The 20,311-nt window shown below is 38.8% G+C and carries 21 protein-coding genes and 1 pseudogene; 7 read left to right on the top strand and 15 right to left on the bottom strand.

Annotated elements, in window-relative coordinates; genetic code table 11:
* Positions 1-102: 102 nt before the first annotated feature.
* From DSM106972_RS16185 to DSM106972_RS16160, 6 genes are all read right to left on the bottom strand, one after another.
* Positions 103-735 (bottom strand): class I SAM-dependent methyltransferase, encoded by a 633-nt coding sequence (locus DSM106972_RS16185; protein ID WP_127081670.1) that lies wholly within the window; start codon positions 733-735, stop codon positions 103-105.
* Positions 736-782: 47 nt separating this feature from the next.
* Positions 783-1,142 (bottom strand): type II toxin-antitoxin system PemK/MazF family toxin, encoded by a 360-nt coding sequence (locus DSM106972_RS16180; protein WP_233787094.1) that lies wholly within the window; start codon positions 1,140-1,142, stop codon positions 783-785.
* Complete coding sequence (locus DSM106972_RS16175; protein ID WP_127081669.1) at positions 1,120-1,368, bottom strand: hypothetical protein; 249 nt, start codon at positions 1,366-1,368, stop codon at positions 1,120-1,122. The genes DSM106972_RS16180 and DSM106972_RS16175 overlap by 23 nt, the downstream gene beginning before the upstream one ends.
* A gap of 51 nt (positions 1,369-1,419) precedes the next feature.
* A complete protein-coding gene (locus DSM106972_RS16170) occupies positions 1,420-1,749 on the bottom strand; it encodes a YnfA family protein (protein ID WP_127081668.1) in 330 nt (109 codons plus the stop codon).
* 8 nt (positions 1,750-1,757) lie between these two features.
* Complete coding sequence (locus DSM106972_RS16165; protein WP_127081667.1) at positions 1,758-2,369, bottom strand: hypothetical protein; 612 nt, start codon at positions 2,367-2,369, stop codon at positions 1,758-1,760.
* A 108-nt stretch (positions 2,370-2,477) separates the two neighbouring features.
* Entirely contained in the window at positions 2,478-5,060 is a 2,583-nt protein-coding gene (locus DSM106972_RS16160; RefSeq protein WP_127081666.1) for a GAF domain-containing protein, read from the bottom strand.
* Positions 5,061-5,657: 597 nt separating this feature from the next.
* On the opposite strand from DSM106972_RS16160, the gene DSM106972_RS16155 reads away from it, so the two are divergent.
* Positions 5,658-7,223, top strand: a complete 1,566-nt coding sequence (locus DSM106972_RS16155) for an HlyD family secretion protein (RefSeq protein ID WP_127081665.1) — start codon at positions 5,658-5,660, stop codon at positions 7,221-7,223.
* A 75-nt stretch (positions 7,224-7,298) separates the two neighbouring features.
* On the opposite strand, the gene DSM106972_RS16150 is transcribed toward DSM106972_RS16155, so the two are convergent.
* Positions 7,299-8,885 carry a tetratricopeptide repeat protein gene (locus tag DSM106972_RS16150; RefSeq protein ID WP_127081664.1) on the bottom strand — a complete coding sequence of 529 codons (1,587 nt, stop codon included), beginning with the start codon at positions 8,883-8,885 and terminating at the stop codon, positions 7,299-7,301.
* 316 nt (positions 8,886-9,201) lie between these two features.
* Between DSM106972_RS16150 and DSM106972_RS16145 the strand changes: the two genes are divergently transcribed.
* A complete protein-coding gene (locus DSM106972_RS16145; protein WP_127081663.1) occupies positions 9,202-9,726 on the top strand; it encodes an O-acetyl-ADP-ribose deacetylase in 525 nt (174 codons plus the stop codon).
* Positions 9,727-9,901: 175 nt separating this feature from the next.
* Entirely contained in the window at positions 9,902-11,077 is a 1,176-nt protein-coding gene (purT, locus tag DSM106972_RS16140; protein WP_127081662.1) for a formate-dependent phosphoribosylglycinamide formyltransferase, read from the top strand.
* 287 nt (positions 11,078-11,364) lie between these two features.
* On the opposite strand, the gene crtH is transcribed toward purT, so the two are convergent.
* The gene (gene crtH, locus DSM106972_RS16135; protein ID WP_127081661.1) at positions 11,365-12,867 is read right to left on the bottom strand and encodes a carotenoid isomerase; all 1,503 of its coding nucleotides are present in this window, start codon (positions 12,865-12,867) and stop codon (positions 11,365-11,367) included.
* 332 nt (positions 12,868-13,199) lie between these two features.
* Here crtH and upp point away from each other — a divergent pair, with 332 nt between their 5' ends.
* The 3 genes from upp (at position 13,200) to DSM106972_RS16120 (ending at position 14,668) form a co-directional block, all read left to right on the top strand.
* Positions 13,200-13,850 (top strand): uracil phosphoribosyltransferase, encoded by a 651-nt coding sequence (gene upp, locus DSM106972_RS16130; RefSeq protein WP_073621743.1) that lies wholly within the window; start codon positions 13,200-13,202, stop codon positions 13,848-13,850.
* Between the two features lie 85 nt (positions 13,851-13,935).
* Positions 13,936-14,271 carry a ssl2009 family thylakoid membrane protein gene (locus DSM106972_RS16125; RefSeq protein WP_127081660.1) on the top strand — a complete coding sequence of 112 codons (336 nt, stop codon included), beginning with the start codon at positions 13,936-13,938 and terminating at the stop codon, positions 14,269-14,271.
* Positions 14,272-14,377: 106 nt separating this feature from the next.
* On the top strand, positions 14,378-14,668 hold the full coding sequence (locus DSM106972_RS16120; RefSeq protein WP_411675313.1) for a YggT family protein: 291 nt from the start codon (positions 14,378-14,380) through the stop codon (positions 14,666-14,668).
* Between the two features lie 57 nt (positions 14,669-14,725).
* On the opposite strand, the gene DSM106972_RS16115 is transcribed toward DSM106972_RS16120, so the two are convergent.
* Complete coding sequence (locus tag DSM106972_RS16115; protein ID WP_186538468.1) at positions 14,726-15,160, bottom strand: biotin carboxylase; 435 nt, start codon at positions 15,158-15,160, stop codon at positions 14,726-14,728.
* Positions 15,161-15,299: 139 nt separating this feature from the next.
* Here DSM106972_RS16115 and DSM106972_RS16110 point away from each other — a divergent pair, with 139 nt between their 5' ends.
* Positions 15,300-15,908 (top strand): hypothetical protein, encoded by a 609-nt coding sequence (locus DSM106972_RS16110; protein ID WP_127081659.1) that lies wholly within the window; start codon positions 15,300-15,302, stop codon positions 15,906-15,908.
* On the opposite strand, the gene DSM106972_RS16105 is transcribed toward DSM106972_RS16110, so the two are convergent.
* From DSM106972_RS16105 to DSM106972_RS16080, 6 genes and pseudogenes are all read right to left on the bottom strand, one after another.
* The gene (locus DSM106972_RS16105; RefSeq protein ID WP_127081658.1) at positions 15,903-16,814 is read right to left on the bottom strand and encodes a glycine betaine ABC transporter substrate-binding protein; all 912 of its coding nucleotides are present in this window, start codon (positions 16,812-16,814) and stop codon (positions 15,903-15,905) included. The two genes, DSM106972_RS16110 and DSM106972_RS16105, sit on opposite strands and share 6 nt — an antisense overlap.
* A gap of 33 nt (positions 16,815-16,847) precedes the next feature.
* On the bottom strand, positions 16,848-17,267 hold the full coding sequence (locus DSM106972_RS16100) for a response regulator (RefSeq protein WP_127081657.1): 420 nt from the start codon (positions 17,265-17,267) through the stop codon (positions 16,848-16,850).
* A 148-nt stretch (positions 17,268-17,415) separates the two neighbouring features.
* On the bottom strand, positions 17,416-18,057 hold the full coding sequence (locus DSM106972_RS16095; RefSeq protein WP_019490978.1) for an ABC transporter permease: 642 nt from the start codon (positions 18,055-18,057) through the stop codon (positions 17,416-17,418).
* 172 nt (positions 18,058-18,229) lie between these two features.
* Complete coding sequence (locus DSM106972_RS16090; RefSeq protein WP_127081656.1) at positions 18,230-18,463, bottom strand: Nif11-like leader peptide family natural product precursor; 234 nt, start codon at positions 18,461-18,463, stop codon at positions 18,230-18,232.
* Positions 18,464-18,762: 299 nt separating this feature from the next.
* Positions 18,763-18,891, bottom strand: a pseudogene (locus DSM106972_RS16085) (RNA 2'-phosphotransferase); the annotation flags it as partial.
* 121 nt (positions 18,892-19,012) lie between these two features.
* On the bottom strand, positions 19,013-20,311 hold a 1,299-nt coding region (locus DSM106972_RS16080; protein ID WP_201800736.1), incomplete at its 5' end, for an IS200/IS605 family accessory protein TnpB-related protein.

The following is a 20,311-nucleotide window of genomic DNA, read 5'->3' as shown; positions in this document are numbered from 1 at the left end:
ATTACATCAACTATTTTAATTCTAACTTATCACAAGTTAGTTTACTATATATTTATATTAGTTGGTTTCGTTGAAATTATGTATAACGATAGCTTCACCAACTTACAATTTCATTTCCACAACCATCATGCCCCAAATTACATCAAAATTAAATTTTGCTGCACGCTGAATATTAAAATTTGCGGATGTTAGTAACTCGTGAAATTCTGCTTGAGTGTAGCAGCGTTTATGAGCAGAATTAAATATTTTTAGATATAGGTCAATTAAACGGCAAAAAAAGTAGTCTTTACACCAATCTAAAATAAATACTTTTCCATCGGGTTTCAATACGCGCTTCATCTCAGCTAATGCGGCAACTGGGTCATCAAAAAAATGAAATGCGCTTGCAGAGAAAATTATATCAAAGCTGTGATTTGCAAATGGTAAACTAGAGGCGCCTGCTATTTGAAAATAAACATTAGGATATAAATTAGAATTCGCTTGAAATTTGTTTTTCGCAACAAGTAGCATCTGCTCAGAAATATCCACACCTGTAATATGCTGCTTTGCATTATCACGTAGTATTAAACTTTCAAACTCACCTGTGCCACAGCCAACATCTAACACTGTAGCTTGTGGCGAAATATTAGCCCAATTTTTCAGATAAGTTAGCGTTTTAGTAATGTAGCTATTCCAACGCTGGTCATAAATATTCGCTATTTTATCGTATTCTTGACGAACTACATTATCATCCATACACATCAAATGAAAATAGGAAAATGAAGTTGCAGTAACTAAAATTATTATATATTGATTTTTAAAACTACTGACAGGGCTTTGCTAATATCCTGCATATATTCATCTGATAAAACTCCTAATTTACGAATTAATCTCTGGTAAGAAATTGAACGAACTTGAAATGTATCAGCAGCGGAAGTTTTGCTTAAACCGTTTCCTGAACTAGGTTCCAATCTTACTAGCCACTGAATTTCAGAAAAAGTATCATTCCAATTAGTAATTGGAACAACAACTTTTAAACGTAAATTACCTATTTCATCATTACTAACAATAACAGCAGGACGAGTTTTAGCAATTTCGTCACCAATGGTTGGGTCAGAATTATAAAGCCAAATTTCACCTCTAAGCATAATCTTCATACTCATAGAAGTCTTCAATTTCTTGGTCTGCAAAAGCTACAAATTCACTTCCTTGCTCATAAAATGGACGCATTTTCTCAGCGGCTTCCGCTAAACTAAGTTTTTTGTGTGAAGAAATTTGAGAATTTTTAGCAATTTCTTCGCGTATTAATTTTGATGCTGTTTCAATCACTTCTAAGCGTTCTTCAGCAGTCATGCTTTTTAATGCTTCTAACACTTCTAATTTGCTCATAATAATTATCGTTCTTAACAAAGTGCATGAAATAGCATTTTAATTATAACTTTACTGGTTTCGAGGTGTGTACATCATGATTAACACGCCTATAAGTACAATACTAGCACCCAACCAATCAAACTTGTCCGGCGCCACTCCGTCAACTTTCCAACCCCATATTATAGATAAAATAATAAAAACACCACCATAAGCAGCATAAGCACGTCCGAAATTAGCAGGTTGTTTTGTAGCAACAAACCCATACACGGTGAGCAATGCTGAACCAAGCAAAGCGAAAACAGGACTTTTACCTTCGCGCAACCACAGCCAAACTAAATAACCTCCACCTATCTCACATAATCCAGCGATAATAAAATAAAAAACAGAATTAATTAGCATTGCTATTATTAACGTTTTTTAATAAACCACGCAGCAGTTCCCACAACACCCAATCCTATAACAACAGGTAAAGCAACTGATAGAACATTAGTTCTCTCTGCTTTAGTTGAAGTACTGGCGCCACTTACTTTCTGTGCTTGTTGTGGAGATATTTGAGGGGAGGGTGTTACAGCTTTTTGTCCGGTCGCGACTGTAGCATCATAACTCATGGTGAACGGGCGAAAATCACCTTCGGTTTTGGGAGTACAGCTTAACTCTAACTGATAAAGACCTACTGAAGGAAAAATAATATTGGCGCCGGGGATACCTTGATATTTTTCTGCGTTGATGGCTTGAACGGTTGGTTGAAGGATAGGTTTGTCATTAGGTTTGCGAGGTTTTGAGAAAACTGCCATATTACAGTTTGCTTCATTTAGAGGTAATATTTTTCCTCCTTTGCGAGTCAGTGCTACCCAAGCTCTTGCTGTCTCTCCTGCTTTAGGACTGTGGTTTGGTTCAATATGCCAAAGACCTGCGATGTCTCCTTTTACTTGAATGTTGTGGGCAGCAGCGGGAGAAATTATGGAAGCGAGAATAATTATCCAGCTTAGATTTTTGGTTAATTTTGGTAGAGGCAACATAAGATTTTATTTGAAAAATCTCACATGCCAAGGTTTGATGTCAAAAGACACGCTGTCATAGTTGTAGAGACGTTACATGTAACGTCTCTACATACGGGTAATGTAAATTTATTTGTCTTTGAATGTCCAAACACCTTCGTCCCAGTCAGCATCTGAAGGTGGACTTTGTAACCAGTGGTTACAGCGTCGCACATGAAGCATTGCTGCATGGTCGTGTGGATTTAATTCTAAGGCTTTGCCAAATTCGGATTTTGCGAAGTGGAACTGACGATTTAGGTAGAAATGGCGCCCTTTATGATAGTGTTCTATTAAATTAAGCCTTTTACTATCAACTGGGTCAGTACGTAAACCAACTAGTTCGTATATTGCAACTGGTTCGTTTCGACCTTTTACACGAATGTAATCAAGTTCGCGTGCCCAAACATGGTCTTGACAAGGTTTATATGTATTATCACTGATAATAATGTCACAACTGTAGTGTTTACTAACACTTTCTAGACGTGAACCTAAATTCACACCGTCACCAATTGCCGTAAATTCCATTCGTTTACTTGAGCCAATATTACCGCTAATAACAGTGTCAGAGTTAATACCTATACCAATGTCAATACGAGGTTTATTGATGGCATGGCGCCGACGATTGAACTCGCGTAAACGTTGACGCATTTCTAACGAGGTTTGCACTGCCATCCAGGCATGTTGTTCGAGCGGTAAAGGTGAACCAAATACTGCCATTATCGCATCACCGATATATTTATCAAGAGTGCCTTTATGCTTAAATACTGCTTCAACCATTGACTCGAAGTATTCGTTCAACATACTCACGACTTCTTCAGCTTCGAGGTTCTCTGTTAAAGTCGTATATCCGCGAATATCAGAGAATAGTATCGAAACATCTTTTCTATCTCCTCCTAACTTCGCATCATCAAGTTTGAGTAATTCTTCCGCTAGTTCTTGTGTCATGTAGCGGTACATCGTACTCTTGAGACGCTTTTCATCGCTGATGTCTTCCATAACTACCAAGGCGCCTCGAACTGACGAATGGTCGGTAGCATCAGCAATAGAATTAATCGATAAGTTAATACTATGTTCTTCGTTATCACCCATTACTAGGGTCTGGTCTGGGTAATATTGCTGACTTTGCTTTCTATCGTCTGCATGTAAAGCATCGTGACACCACTTGCTAAAATCTCCTTTTTTGATACTAATAACGTCGGTAACAACTCTTCCTTCTAAGCGGTCAAGAGTATCAATTCCCAGTATCTTTTTAGCACTTTCGTTTGCCGCAATAATATTTCCGGCTTTATCAGTGGAAATTACACCGTTAGAAAGACTGCGTAAGATATCGCGCTGCATTTGCTCTTGCTGTTTAACGGTATCAAACAACTTCGCGTTTTGTAGTGCTACCCCAGCTTGGATATTAAATGCTTCCATAAATTCTTCGTCATTACGGTCGAAGCTAGCTTGGAAACATTCAGGAGCTTTGGGCCAGTCTGCGGGGTTATAGTTGGGAAAATCTCCTGATTTTTTTTTATTGACTAACTGCGTAACCCCTATTAACTCTTGGTCAGCGTTAAATACTGGCATACATAACAAGCTACAAGTACGATAACCATTTTGTTGGTCGAGTTGCTTGGCTGTACTAGAGTCAGGATGTTCATATAAATCGAACATGATATTTAAAGTCTTGCCACTCGCAGCAACTTGTCCAACAAACCCCTTCCCAAAAGGAACGCGCAACTCTTTCGTTGATCCGTTAGCTTGAGAAATTTTTGTCCATAGCTCGCTCTTCTCACGGTCTAATAACCACAGCGTGCTGCGGTCAGCGTTCATTAACTCTTTTGCCTCATCCATTACCCGTTTTAGGGTTTCTTCTAAATCTAAACTGCTTTGACTCAGTGATTTTATCGCTTTCATCAATGCTGCTGCTGCACGCTGTTTTTGTGTTGCCACATAGAATGAGCGCGAAGATTCTAAAATTAACCGGATAGACAGGGCAAACTCTTGAAATAGTTGTTCAGATGCGTCTGTAAACCCGCGCATATCAATTCGCTCTGATAGAGGCGCCGTTTCGCGCTGAGAAGGTTTTAATTTATTTAGTAACTGTACTACAGCAACTAATTGTCCTTGCTCGTTGAGTAATGGCAATGCCAACATTGTGTAGGTACGGTACCCCGTGCGCTTCTCTTGTTGCTGTGCGAAATACGAGCGCGGGTCATCATAAAAATCAAAAGGGATATTAATAACTCTTTTATAGGTGGCAACTTCTCCAGCAATACCTTTATTTGCAGGAACTCGAATTTCTAACGAACTGGCGCCATCACCTTCAGCAACAATAGACCAAAGTTCTTGCTTTTCTTCATCTAATAAAAATATTGTCGTTCGGTCTGCCCCCAATAGCTCACCTGTTTTGAGCGTGATAGAATGCAACATCTCTTTCAAGATTGTCTCAAACCCCTGCGAATCAAGCATCGATAGAGTTTGATTGACAACCACTAGCTTTTGCTCAACCTCTGTGACAACCTGTTTAAAAGTGTCTTGAGTTAGTGGCGCCAAAAAGGTAGAAATTGTTCCCTGCCGTTTAGCAAGGGCACCCACAGCAGCATTTTCTGGCTGCAAGTCGCGGTCAATATTGTCAACACCAATTGTTAAATCGGCGGTACTACCGCAACTAAGTTGTTCAACAGACATAGTTAGCTTTTGATATAGGATTTGATAATTAGAAATGTTTAACGGGTTGTTTTACTATTTGATTTCATGTATACGAGTGTTGTTTTTAGCAACAAGTACCAATATCCACAGTGTAATCTCTCAAAATCCAAGCGTCATTACTTAAGTAGGGTACTCATTATGAGCATATTAGTACCCAAGAACTAACTCGTATTGCTAAATTATCATGATTTGTTGACATTTGGGTTTGTGCCTCCCTAAAAAAATAAATAGCTTGTCACCTCGAACTGAACACCGTTCTAGTAGATAGAGTTGTAGACTCAGTAAGTCAATATTTGGTATTTTGGCTATATTTACAGTGTTCCCAACGCCAAAGTAAAACTAACGCTCGAAGTGCATTTTTCTCTGAACACATAAATTAAATTGCACTTTAGCTGTATTTAGGAGATACCCATTTTTTGGTAGAGATATTAATAGTAATATCGTTAATAACCTTTATTTTTCTTTGAAAAAAGCTTTAAATGCGTACTTTTACTCACACTTGCTTTTCTTGTTATTGTGAATCACCTTCGGACTCCGTAGGTTAATTTGTGTTTTGAAATAGTACCAGGTGTAAAAATGGAGTACTCTGATTCTTCGGGTAATGTGGAACAAGCAGATCCAAGCCAAAGCATAACTAACACTTCTAACTCTCAAATTGTTGTTGCAGAGCAAGGTGTGCTTGTTGTCCATCCTCAAGAAATATCACATCTACAAGTATTATCGAAGCCAAAGTCACGTAAGCTGCTGCTTATGAGTTTACTCTCTACTGGCGCCGTTGCCGTTTTAATTGGAGGCGCCGTTCGGTGGCAATATGCTTTAACTCACGAAGTTACTGATAGAGCATATGTAGCTACAGATACATATGCAGTAAATACAAGAATTCCCGGTCAAGTAGTCAGCGTTGCTGCCACCGAAAATCAGATTGTCAAAAAAGGTTCAGTATTAGTCAAACTTAACCCTTTAAAATATCAAGCCAAAGTTAAACAAGCCCAAATAAGTTTAGAACAAGCTCAACAGCAAGTAAAAAAAGCTACAACAAACCGAGAGGCAGCAAAAGCCAAAATTAAAAATCAATCGAAAATACAAGTACCAGGTCAGAATGACGCAGTAGTCGTTGCGGCACGCTCACAACTCAAAGCTGCTCAATCTAAGTTAAAGCCTGTTTTTGCAGCTTTTGCGAAAGCCGAACTTGATTACGAGCATTTTGTCAAGCTCCACCAATCAGGAAATACACCCCTAAAAACCCTTCAAGACTCTAAAACCAAGTATGACAATCTATTCAAACAACATAATTCCTCAATCGAAAAAGTCAGACTTGCGCGAACAAAATTAACAACAGCACAACAAAACTATCTAGATAGACAAATAAAGTCAGCGCAGCAGAAAGTAGAAGATGCTCGTAAAAGCTCTCAAGAAGCAAAAGCTAAATTACAGCAAAAATTGGAGTTATATAGAAAAAAGGTACTAGATAATCAAGCCAAATCACAGCAGAAAATAGAGCAATACAGTAAAAATGTACTGGAAGTCCAAGCAAAAGTAAAGAAATTAAAAGCTGACCATCAAAAAGCTGTTATTCAGCTAGAGAAACAATTTGCAGCAAAACAAGAGCAACAAAATAAAGCTATTACACGGTTAACAACACAAAAACAAGTAGTTACACAGCAAGCAGAAACAGAGTCACTGGTCTTAGACTACGAAAAAAGTCAAATCTACTTAAAAACGGCACAAACTAGACTAAAGCAAGCTCAAACGCAATTAAAAAACGCGGAGTATCAGCTTTACTACACCAAAATAACTGCTCCCAACAATGGGCAAATCAATATTAAGCGCACACAAGCTGGACAAAAAGTTGAACCAGGACAAACTTTAATGTCGCTTGTACCGCAAAAACCTTGGATAGCTGCTGACTTTGAAGAAGAACAACTAAAAAAAATCAAACCAGGACAGTCAGTGCAAATTCAACTCAAAGCTTTAACAGATAAAACCTTTACAGGCAAAGTGCAATCTGTACTACCACCTTCCAAAGCTCAATATAATCACCTGCGTCCACCTGTGAAAATTTCATTTGACCCTAAAACGCTAGGCAAATACAAGTTACTCATTACACCAGGAACTCCTGCCTCTGTAAAAATAGAACTTTAGGAATGCGCTCGTAGTAAGCACTTCAGTGCTTTCCTAAGTGAAGCACTGAAGTGCTTATTACGAACGGGGGGGGGACTAGAAATTTAAGCTATCTATAGATGCTTCGATTTCTATATCTAAAATTCGCTCACGTACATTCCTGTATTCAACCAACTTACCTTCACTATAATACAAATCTACTGCCTTTTTAAAATCTTCTACAGCAGCTTGCTTATCACCTAACTCACTATTTACATCACCGCGATAAAAATAAGCTTCTGCATCTAAGGGATTAATTTTAATAACTTGAGTGTAATCTTCAACGGCGCCTCTAAAATCACCATTCTCATATTTTGCATTGGCACGGTTAAAGTAAGCATCAGCATCACTGATATTAAGCTTAATAGTTTCAGTATAATCAGCGACTGCTCCAGTATAGTCACCGACTTCATAGCGAGAATTTCCACGGGTTTTAAATTCTTCTGAGGTATTAGGAGTTACTTCTGTTGTCGTAATTGGAGTTATTTCTGCTGGCAAATTAATATTGGCATCTGGATTTAACTTAATGGCTTGCGTATAATCTTCGATGGCGCCTTGATTATCTCCAAGATGTGAACGCGCATAAGCACGGTTAAGATACGCAAAGGCATCGTGTGGATTAATACGAATAGCTTGAGTAAAATCTACAATAGCGCCTTCACAATCTCCAATTTGATAACGTGCCAATCCACTCCTCTGATAAGCTTTTAAATAGTTCGGATTAATGTTAACCGCTTGCTGACAACTATAAATGGCGCCTTCATAATCACCAAATTGATACTTTGCCGCAGCAATCTTATAATAAACCTCAGCGTTATTAGCATCTATTTTTAAGGCGCCGTTATAAGCAATAATTGCCGCTTCATAATTCGCACGCTGAAAACTATCATCACCATTTTGGATGTACAAATGCACTAAAGATTCTGAACTATGCTGTGAATCTGATTCGTGTTCGTACTTACCCTGTTCGCCGCTAGATATATATTGATAAACAGGTAACTTATCGCGGTTAGAGTGATAAGTAGCTAAACTAGAGCCAGAATTTGAAAGTAACTGTTCTAGATAACATACCAAACCACCACCATACATCAACTGTTGGATACCAAATGAAATTCGCCCAGTTTTGAGCTTAATCATCGCAGTAGGCAAAAACCCAGCTAACACCAAATTATATTCTGACTGTGCCTCGTTAATTTTCTCTTGAATCAAAACACAGACAATAACCGCATTTTTTGCGACCTCTTCGGAAGTTACCGACCACTTCACCGAATCAAAGCTACCACAACGAGATTTTACCTCCACACCAATTAAAGGGTTAGCAGTCAAAGTAAAATCAACATTCCCATCTCCACCCAAATGCTGCTCGTAGTCAACCTCAGTAATAAAACCTGCAAGTCGTTCCTTGACAAGCTCTTCACCCAGCTTCCCTTTCAAAAAACTTGTAAAAACATCACGAACAGGAGACACTCGCTTATACTTCTCTGCCATTCTCCAACAAAAATTCCGCAGAGAATTTAATCGAGTCCCATCAATTTTTGTCAACTCGCTATGTTGTCCATCATTGGGACAATGCAGCAGCGAACCAGATGATAACCTGTTAATAAAATCAGATTGAAGCCATCGCAGTACGGTAATCCAATCCATTAGCGAGTTTTGCGATTTGGGTCTACTGGTTATTTTATTAACTAAGCAAACAAATTAAAAGCCATTTTACGGATTTTTTATTAAGTTTGTAGCACGACCCAAGGCGCCTGTGCAGTAAAATTAATTATTTTTACCTTATTGAGCAAGCTTACGTACCAATGTACCAAATTAATCAGTTTTCTGATGGGTGGGAACAAATTGTTTCCAAATCCCTATTTACAGTCAGATATTATTCTGACACGTATTATTGACTTTGAGATGTTGATTAATGGTGTGGTTCAGTGTTATAAAAAACACTAAAAAATTGGTAAATTTTATGATTTCACATCAAGAGCGCATTATAGTTGTTCAAAGTAACATTACTCAACTACAAGTAGACGCAGTTGTCAATGCCGCAAATAGTTCTTTACTTGGGGGTGGTGGAGTAGACGGTGCCATCCACAGAGCAGCAGGAAGTGAGCTACTTACAGAATGTCGTAAACTCAACGGATGTAAAACAGGTAATGCCAAAATTACTAAAGGATATAAATTACCAGCAAAATGGATAATTCACACTGTTGGGCCAGTCTGGCAAGGCGGGAACCATAATGAAGATGAACTCTTAGCTAGCTGTTATCTTCGCAGTTTGGAATTAGCTACAGAGTACGAAATTAAAACTATCGCGTTTCCTGCCATTAGTACAGGCGCCTATCGTTTTCCAATGGAACGGGCGGCAAAAATTGCTGTAACAGAAACAAGCAAGTTTCTCAAATCTAATAATTCACTTGAACAAGTAATTTTTGTTACATTTGGTCAAGAGGCTTATGATTGTTATCTAAAAGTAATTCAGATGAACGAATGATAATACATAGTTCTTTTATTAAGTAATATATAGGAACGGGCAAGGATGCCCATTCCACAATAATTATTATTCCACAATAATTATGTTGTGTAAATAATCATATATATTTTGTGCTTAAGCGCGCGCTCTATTGATTTAATGTCTACTTGGTAAAGATAATTAACAATTGGCGCCCATGAATACTTCGATTAAGTTGCCCAAAAAGTTGATGTTACTTGGTTCGGGAGAGCTGGGTAAAGAGTTTGTGATTGCTGCACAAAGACTTGGTAACTATATAATAGCTGTTGACCGCTATGAGTCGGCGCCTGCGATGCAAGTGGCTGATGTGTGTGAAGTTATATCGATGCTGAGTGCGGATGATTTAGAAGCGGTTGTTAACAAGCACAAACCCGATTTTATTATTCCAGAAATCGAGGCTATTAGAACTGAGAAATTAGTTGAATTTGAACAGCGTGGAATTACGGTTATTCCAACAGCAGCAGCTACAAATTACACAATGAACCGTGACAGAATACGTGAACTAGCTCATACAAAGTTAGGTGTAAGAACTGCAAAATATGCTTATGCTTCAACATTAGAAGAGTTAATAGCTGTATCTGATACTATTGGATTTCCTAATGTTGTTAAACCTGTAATGTCATCTTCTGGAAAGGGACAGTCGGTTGTTAATGATAGAATAGATGTTGAAAAGGCTTGGAATTATGCTATTGCAGGTTCACGGGGTGATAGTCAGAAGGTAATTGTCGAAGAATTTATTGACTTTGATATCGAAATTACCTTACTTACCATTAAACAATGGCAGGCGCCTACTATTTACTGTGTGCCAATTGGTCATCGTCAAGAACGTGGTGACTATCAAGAGTCGTGGCAACCTGCTGATATTTCTGAAGATAAAGTTACCGCAGCGCAAGAAATCGCTAGAAAAGTGACTGATGAACTTGGTGGTGCCGGAATTTTTGGTGTTGAGTTTTTTATTACCAAAGACGAAGTTATTTTCTCTGAACTTTCACCTCGTCCCCATGATACAGGTATGGTGACATTGATTTCACAAAACCTTAACGAATTTGAGTTGCATCTGCGCGCGATTCTGGGTTTACCTATTCCAAATATAGAACAACTCGGCGCCTCTGCTAGCGCTGTGATATTAGCGTCAGAAAAGTCTGAGTCGGTTTGCTTTGAAGGTGTTGCCGAAGCTTTATCTGAACCAGACGTAGATATCAAACTTTTTGGTAAACCAACTGCACATCCTTATCGTCGCATGGGAGTTGCTTTAGCTAAAGCTGATAATGTTCAAGATGCACGCGCAAAAGCAATGAAAGCAGCAAGAAGCATCAAAATTACGGACATATAAAACTAAACACCGCTAGTTTGAATTAAACAAAGCGGTGAAAGTTGTGTCCTACGTAATTAATCTTAGTTTGTTTATTACAAACTAACTAGCCGTAATTGCCTAGACACTTAACGAAATGGGAACACACTAAACACCGTATATATGCTTATATCTAAGCATTCTTTATAATATAACATCATAATAGTAGCATGTGTAAAGCTACGTTCAATACCTATTGCAATTTGTCATCTATCTTAATAAGTATTTTTTTTGAAATTCGTTGCAAATAAATTACTACACACTTCTGCTTACCCTAATCGCAAATCTACACCAATGCGATGCGCGCAAGCGAATCCAGAAAAAGCAACTGCGTTTAAACCTTGACCAGGAAAAGTGCTGTCTCCTACACAATAAAGTCCGGGTACTGCTGTACGATTGAATGGCATACCCAGTAGCCCTGGCAATTTGCGACGTGGTATTGGCCCATACGTACCATCAGAGCGTCCTAGAAAACGGCGATGAGTACGGGGTGTTCCAATTTCTAGGTAATCTAAAGAGGCATCAAGTCCTGGAAAAATTTTCTCTAATCTTGTAATTATCCTATCTGCTGCGGCTTCTTTACGTGCTTCGTAGTCTGATTGTGATAATTTATCCCACTCATTTAACCAGTGTGGTGTAAAAGCGTGAATAATATGATAACCGTGCGGCGCCAAATCTGGGTCTAGTAATGTAGGTATCGAAACAAAAATTGTTCCTTCAAGTTCAGCCATTTTTTCCCATTTTTCGAGCAAAATATGGTGACATTCTGTATTATTCGTCAAAATATCCGATTTCACTCCCATATGTAAACTTAAAAAGCTAGGAGATTTTTGATATCTTTGTTGCCATTGATTTTCATTTGTTAGCATTTTTTCCTGAGTAAGCAACTTACCAAAGGTATCCCAACGAGTCGCATTCGAGACAATTATAGAAGCCCGAAAAACATCACCTGAAGCTAATTTGACACCAATAGCACGACCCTTTTCAAGCAATATTTTTGTGACGTGTGCGCTGGTAATAATTTTTCCACCAGCTTTTTCTAAACCTTCAACAAGCGATAGTGCAATTTGTCCAACACCACCTTTAGGATAATTCACTCCACCATAATGACGGTCAGAAAAAACCATTCCTGCATTTATCATTGGTGTCATATCTGCTGGTACAACCGACCAACAGTAACATTCCATATCGATAAATCTTAATAACTCAGGGTCTTTGATATATTTCCGCGCAATATCTCCAGCGTTGACAGGTAAATATTTTGCTAAACCCAAACATGACTTTGGATGCTGCAAGAAGGTTCGTAGTAAGTAGCGAGGTTCTTCTAACGATAGCAAGTCCATGCTGTTGAGATAGTTAAATACTTTCCAACATTCATCATAAAAGCGGCGAATTCCCAAACGTTCGTCAGGAAAATATGCCGTAATATTTTCTAAAAATGTTTGATAATTTCTATCTACTTTAACGTCTAAATTATTGGGTAAATGATAGTGAATTTGTACTTGATCTGGAATTGTTTCAAGGCTGATATTAACTGCATCTAGCGCGCGGGTTAGTAAATTTGTAGTACCTTTTTGTCCAAAACCAAAAATCATTGAGGCACCTACATCAAATTTATATCCTTCGCGTTCAAAGTAACCTGCACTTCCACCAGGTATAATGTAGCGTTCCAAAACAAGTACAGACGCACCTTTTACGGCTAATTGAGTGGCTGTCACCAAGGCGCCGATACCAGAACCAATAATAATTACATCAAAAACATCATACGACATACAGTACGGGCGGGTTAACCAAAATTTTTCATTTTCTACCAGGATATAGCTAAACCCGCCCCTCCACCCCTCCCACTTTCAACTAAAAAAAGAGGGATGAGCCTGCTTCTTGCCGACCAATCCCGTCTGCCGTTCCTTAAAGAGAGGAGAACACTTAAGGGACAATATAACTTTGATTGAGAAAGAATGTCAATAAATATTGAAATATTTTTTCAATAAGTATGAAGGTGCTAGTTTTAGCTACCAGGAATATGCTTGAGGGAGTATGATGTGTTTCATTCAGCCTTATACTCTGTCTTAATACAACTAAGGAGGAGCGCTTTTATCTAGCTATGACGCTACAACTACGTGTTTACGTCCCACCCCACCCATTAATCAAGCATTGGTTAGCTGTAGCTCGCGATGCTTCGACGCCTTCAGTGTTATTCAGGAGCGCCATAACCGAGTTAGGTCGTTGGTTGACTTATGAAGCAGCACGCGAATGGTTGCCTACGATGGAAGCCACAGTTCAAACTCCATTGTCCACATCACCTGCGACTTTAATAAATCCAGAAATCCCAGTGGCAGTGGTTCCGATTTTACGAGCAGGTTTAGGGCTATTAGAAGGAGCGCAAACTCTGCTTCCGCTTGCATCAATTTATCACCTTGGTTTGGTGCGCGATGAAGCGACGCTGGAACCTTTGTGCTATTTGAATAAATTGCCAGAAAAACTTAATCCTCAAACACGAGTATTGATTACTGACCCAATGTTGGCTACAGGTGGGTCAATTATGGCAGCAATGGCAGAATTAACACATCGAGGTGTAGACCCATCTTTAACACGAATAGTGAGTGTAGTTGCGGCTCCACCCGCTTTACAAAAATTAAGTGCTGCATATCCTGGATTAATAATTTACACAGCTTGCATCGATGAGGGTTTAAATGACAAAGGGTTTATTGTGCCCGGTTTAGGAGATGCAGGCGACCGCATCTTTGGGACATAAGCTACTATGCAGCTATGGCTATGGTGACTATCTAGTTTGATAACGTGAGATCAGTCGCAGTTTTTTGTAAGGCGGTAAAGAGATTATGAGTCAACGTGATGGTTTTGCCGGTGGGTTTTTCGCCGGAGCAATTGTCGGTAGTGTTGTTGGTGGTGTTCTTGGCGCCTTGGTAGTGTCACGGCGCGACGAAATGCCCTCTGAAGAAGTTCAGCAACTTGCCGAAACAAGAGAGGCAAAGAAAAAACATGCTGCACGCCGTCAACAAATTAAATTGAGCGATACTGAAAGCATGGAAACTGCTAGACGTTCGCTTGAAGACAAAATTGCCCAACTTAATGCCACTATCGACGAAGTTAGACAGCAGTTAGGTAATGTAAACGGCGCCTCGACTTCAGGGGAAGCGTCAGAAAGGGCAGGGTGAAAAGGTGCTTCATGAGTAACCAATGGTAAATGACTAATACTGATTGAGTCGTTTACAATCGATTACAGGAATATCTGTTGACATATCATAGGACAACGAACTACACATGAGTTCTTCAATTGCATTACTCACCCAAACACTGTCAGTATTTATCCAAATATACAGCTACTTACTGCTGTTTCGGGTTCTTTTAACTTGGTTCCCCACTGTAAATTGGTATAACCAGCCTTTTTCGGCGTTAAGCCAAGTTACCGACCCATACTTAAATTTGTTCCGTTCTATCATTCCTCCTCTTGGTGGAATGGATTTCTCGCCGATTTTAGCCTTCTTGGCACTTAATGTTATCGGTAGTTTAGTTGGCAGTTTGGCAGTTAGCGCTGCTGCTGGAGCTTTTTAGCATGTACTGTAGAGACCAAAGAAACCGGGTTTCTACTTTGAAACCCGGTTTCTAATATCATTTTCGTACTTGGGCGCCGAACCCAGCAGCTTTAAACTGTTTGAGTTTTAAAGGTTCAGGTTGGTTAGCAGCTACCGTAATTCTCATCTCAAAATCGCTAACACCAGGTGGAACTTCTGGAATAGAACCAAGACGAGTTCTGTTTTGCATCACAGGGTCATTGTTTGCATCATAAATACGCCCAAAAATATCCGCATCATAGACATACTTGTTTGTAGAGTTTTCGGCTTTGCCTGTAACTAAAAAGCAGTTTGCTGCCATAGTAGTACCACCGCTTGTTACAGAACCATCTCCGACTTCAGGAGGGCATTTATGGTAATCAACATCAAATAGGCGAATTTGTGTTAGTGCAATAGCTCCAGGACTAAAAGTCCACGATAGGACTGTAAATACACAGGTAACTAAAATAGCAGCGAGTGAGCGATATAGCATAAAGGGCACCATAAATAAATCCAACCATAGGTAAATTTTACCTTTAAAGAAGCTATCAAATTTATTCCTTTGGTGTTGGATACTACTGTTGCAGTTTTGTAAGATTTAGTAAAATCAGAACCTCAGTTATTATTAACTTATGACACCTTCGGAGATTGAGTCAGCCCTTATTGAAGCTTTTAGCCATTGTGATGCTTCTGGTATCCCGCTTTGCTATGAGCAAAAGCAAATTCTACTTCAAGTTGCTCTTGCTTCTAAGGAATCTCCCAAGGACGGTTTTGACGATAACCCGCTATATGAATTATCTCAAGAGGAATTACAAGCTTTATTAAGTTTTATCAAATCTAAAGAAGCTCAAAATATATCTTGGAAAGCTTTGCTGCTTAATGATTGGTTAAATGGGCAAGATTCAGGGGAAGTACATTTTCTTCGTCAGCGTTATGGAGTACAATGGCTAAATCGCTTACAACCTCATCATTTTGAGAGTCTTGAAGTTACACAGGCGCCTAAGTTAAAAGTTGGCGATAGTATCGAAGTTTGCAACGCACTTTGGGAATGGGTACAAGATAGTGGCCCATGTCAACGCGAATGGTTCAATTGTACTGTTATTTATGTCGATGAAACTATAAATTTAGAAGATACATCTAATGGTTGTATTATTCGCTTTGAAAACGGCGCCGAATATCATATCAGTGGTATTTACGATTGGAACCGATATAATTGGCGTTGGAATAGGGGCGGGTTATAGATTTTTGGTTTTGCGGAATTGGGTTACTACGTCTTTGATGTCGCGTAATTCTCCTTCGACTAAATTATTTAATTGTCGCATTTCTGATGCTGTGATTTTTCCGCTTATTTGTGATATGGCTGTTTTTAATTCTGGATGTTCTTTTAATGTTTCTTGACGAATGATGGGTACTGCTTCGTAAGGTGGAAAGTATTTTTTATCGTCTTGTAGTACTATTAGACCTAGACGGTTTATTTGTCCGTCTGTGGAATTTCCTGCGATGAAATCTACTAGTTTCTGAGTTAATGCGCGGTATATTAAATCTAAACTCATTACACTTGGTCTTTCTCGAAACTCTAAATTATAGGTTTTGGATAAACCTGGGAAACCGTCTTCACGTTCTGCAAATTCATACCCAAATCCAGCACGCCATTGTGATGTATATTTTGCTGCTTCTGAAAGTGTTTTTATATTGTATTTTCTGGCATCTTCTCCGCGTATAATCATTGCAAAAGTATTCTCAAATCCCAAGGAGTCCATGACTTCTAGCTTAAATTTTTCAGCATACCCTTGTTTAAGGCGCCGATAAACTTCTTTTGGGTCATTAATTACTGGTTGTTTTAGAATACTAGTGAAAGCAGTACCAGTATATTCAATATAACCATCTATTTTACCTGCTGTTAGCGCTTGGTGGCAAACAAAAGAACCACCTAACCGAGGTTTACGTTCAACCTTTAAATTTGTTTTTGCTTCAATTTGTTGTGCGAGTAGTTCACCTAATATATCTTGTTCGGTAAAATCTTTTGAAGCAATTATTATATCTCTGGCGCCACTACTGTTTTGATTAGGGTTACAACTAGTTATAATTAAAATTAAACAGCAAGTAAAAGCACAAATAAATAAAAAGTTTTTAAACTTCCAATTCATTTATAATCCTAACTCCGGAGCGTAAAGGGTAAATTAGTGTTTTTGAAGTAGTTGAATAATGGCGCCAATACATTCAACAGGGTCAACAGGTTTAGCAATGTGCTGCTGAAACCCTGAAGATAACGCTGTTTCTTTGTCTGCTTCTGCTGCATAAGCTGTTAAGGCAATAGCTGGAACTTCACCCCCCTGTTCTTTGGGTAAATTTCTAATTTGACGGATGAGGGTATAACCATCCATTTGTGGCATACCGATATCGCTTAATAGTACATCTGGTTGCCATTGTGTAACAAGACTTAATGCCTCTAATGCACTTGATGCGGTTTGTATTTCTGCACCTTCTTGTTCGAGCATAAAAGCAAGTAATTCCTGTGAATCTTGGTCGTCATCTACGACTAAGATTCTTCTTCCCTGTAAATTTGATAAGTCCGAGCTAATGGGGGGAGTTTGATTCATGTGCAATCTTAACGGGTATTAATGAAAGTTTTAGCGTAAACATGGCGCCGTTCGTTTTTCTATAGCCTCACTTCAACGTTACCACTTTGGGACGTAAACTTGATAGTATTTCTCTGATAAATACAAAAATACCTACTGTTCTCAAGCATTAGGAGCTTTTGGAATAAATACTTAAGCGCTTCTCTAACAAACCAATTGCAAAATCAGCTATAAAAGCAATTACGGCTGCGGGTACGGCGCCTGCTAAAATTAACTGGTTATTAACTACTGCAATTCCTCTAAATATAAATACCCCTAACCCACCTGCACCAATTGCTGCTGCAATAGTGGCAATTCCAATTGCGATAACCGTCGCTACTCTTACCCCAGCTAAAATAACATTCATTGCTAACGGTAATTCTACTTGCACTAACAATTCCCAGTCGCTCATTCCCATACCCCGTCCAGCTTCACGTACAGCGCTATCAACTCCAATTATTCCCGTATAAGTATTTCTAATTATCGGTAAAAATGAGTACAGTGTTAACGCTACAATTGCAGGAGTGGCGCCAATACCACCTATTATTGGTACAGGAATTAATAAACCGAACAGTGCCAAGCTGGGAATTGTTTGTAATATATTAGCTATACCTAAAATCGGTTGCCTTAATATCGCTTTGCGAGTAATCAAAATACCCAAGGGAATACCAATTAGCGTTGCTATCGTAATTGATATTCCTACCAAAACTAAATGCTCCCCTGCACGCTGTAGTATTTCTGAACCATATTTAATAAGAAAGAAGTCACCCATTGCGATTTTGATTTTTATTGGGTACTGGCGCCCATGACAATGTAGAGACGTTACATGTAACGTTTCTACATGTAACGCCTCTACCATGATATATTTTTTGGTTGTAAAACGCGCGTTGTTAAAACTATTGTATTATTGCACTCGTGCAGGCGCCGTTACTATTTTGATAAAATTAGTAAGCTGACACATGCTGTACTGCACCTGCACCACTGTCAAACAGAACGTAATCAAGCTCGCTTTCGGTAAAATTGAACCCAAGCGTTCCTGCAAAATCGACTATTTTTTTCTTGTCCCAACTCCAAACCCCAAACACACCACGAATGCAGCAACCGTTATAGTACTGTTCGTATATATCTTGGTGAGAAGCCACAAAATCATAAAAAGCGTTAACTTGTTCTAAGTGCATACCCTTGTCTCCATTTGTGCTATCTTGCGCTTACTATCAGCTACATCAGCTATCAGTGTAATTTCTGAATCGCTAACTCATTATCCAATGCAAAAACTTGTACTAAGGATAAAAAACCACAAGTAAACGATAATTTTTTGTTTCCAGAGTTAAAGTTGTTGGAATCTTAACAATTTACACTATATTCTAAGTATTCTGGCTGATTTTGGTGACGGTAGTTAATAAAGTTTTAAGATATAAATGATACTAACATACAATAGTTAGTGTGAAAACATACTTAGGGGTGTTGGCTGTTAAAGCTAAGTTAGACTCAAATACTGAGGCGCCACGCTATCAACTAGCCATACGCCGTTATCTGAGCAGTAAAAGCGTATTCCGTGTGAATGCATTTTTGCAGCATCAATTACAAGTACTACTGGTTTACCATGTGGTATGAGTAATTCGGGATAAACCGGACACTCGCTTTGTGATCCTGTTCGATACACCAATCGAAAAGACGACGGAACTAGCCGCTACTTTATACGATAGTATCTCGTTACCGATGTAACACTACGCACAAGACCAAGCAGGAATAACCACATTCCCTTTACCCACAGGCTTTCTTAGCCAAACAACACAACCTGTGGGTAAACCTGCATTTTTAAAAACTACAGGCTTTTCAAACTTCGCGGTCAGGTATTTTAAACCAATGTTCCGAGCCGCGTTCTCACCAGAACAGAATATTTTACCATCTGGTGTTTGAACTAATTTTCCTAAACCTGAATCACTCCACAAATAAAGATTAAGTGAGCCAACTTGTGAACCTCTTAAACATTTAGCACCACTGCGCGAATCGGTAATGCTGGTAAATGCTGGGTTAACTCTAACAGTATAAATAGAGTACCTGTTTAAAGCTTTCTGCTCAACTCGTTTTTGTATTTTCTTTGCAACCCAAAACGAACGTTTCATATTGCTCCGACGCGAGTACTTGCCACGTTGAGGCTTTAAACTTTTGAGGTTTTCAAATACAATTAAATTACAATTGTAGTCATTAGCAAATTCCACAATTGAGTGTGATATTGTCTCAATAAGTTCCTTTTCTAAATTTTTGATTCGCTTCCATAACTTGGAACAAAAATTAAGAGGAGGCAACACACCCAACTCTGTTTTCGTATTAGTTAAACTTTTAGCTTTGGCAATCTCACCTAGATAACGCTTCCTAAGATGATGGAGTCGATTGTTTCCTGATATCCGTAGATTGGCTAACTCTACAACAACGCTCGTATCTTCGTATCCTTCTAATACCTTACCCACAACTATCGGGTCATCTAAGTTGAGGTCAATGCTTAGAATTCGGAGCTTACCATAAGCTTTTATATGGTCTACTAACTTTCCTTTTGAGGGTATATTTTTCTGAATTACCCAAACCAATTTTAGTCTACTTTCATCATAAATTAAAGAAAAAGTTCCTTTAACGTAATCAAGTGGTAATTCTCGACACTTATAGCTAACTTTCTGGAATTGCCATACTTTTCCTGTCCACAGTTTTACAACTAGGGTTTCTCCAGTATCGTCTTTAAACATACCAGAATAAACCTGAATTGGGAAATTAGTGGATTGTGGTAAAACTGGTGGTTTACCTGCCTTCTTTTTTAATCTTGCACGTTTTTTGAGTGTATGACATGTCTTTGACCTTTCAATCCGTTTCATCCAGCGCTCAAAATTCGTGTACCAAGACTTGACAACCCCTGCGGCTTTTTTTATTGCAGCACGTCTAAGGTCTTGAGGAATGCGAGCAGCATTTAGAACAGGCTCGCTTATTATTCGTTTTTCATAAAAATTGTAAAGTGAATCTGAGGATGTGGAAAG

This window comes from Dulcicalothrix desertica PCC 7102 (assembly GCF_003991905.1).
Lineage (GTDB): Bacteria > Cyanobacteriota > Cyanobacteriia > Cyanobacteriales > Nostocaceae > Dulcicalothrix > Dulcicalothrix desertica.
The sequence above is the reverse complement of the archived record's forward strand: the minus strand, read 5'-3'. Positions and strand labels throughout refer to the sequence as shown.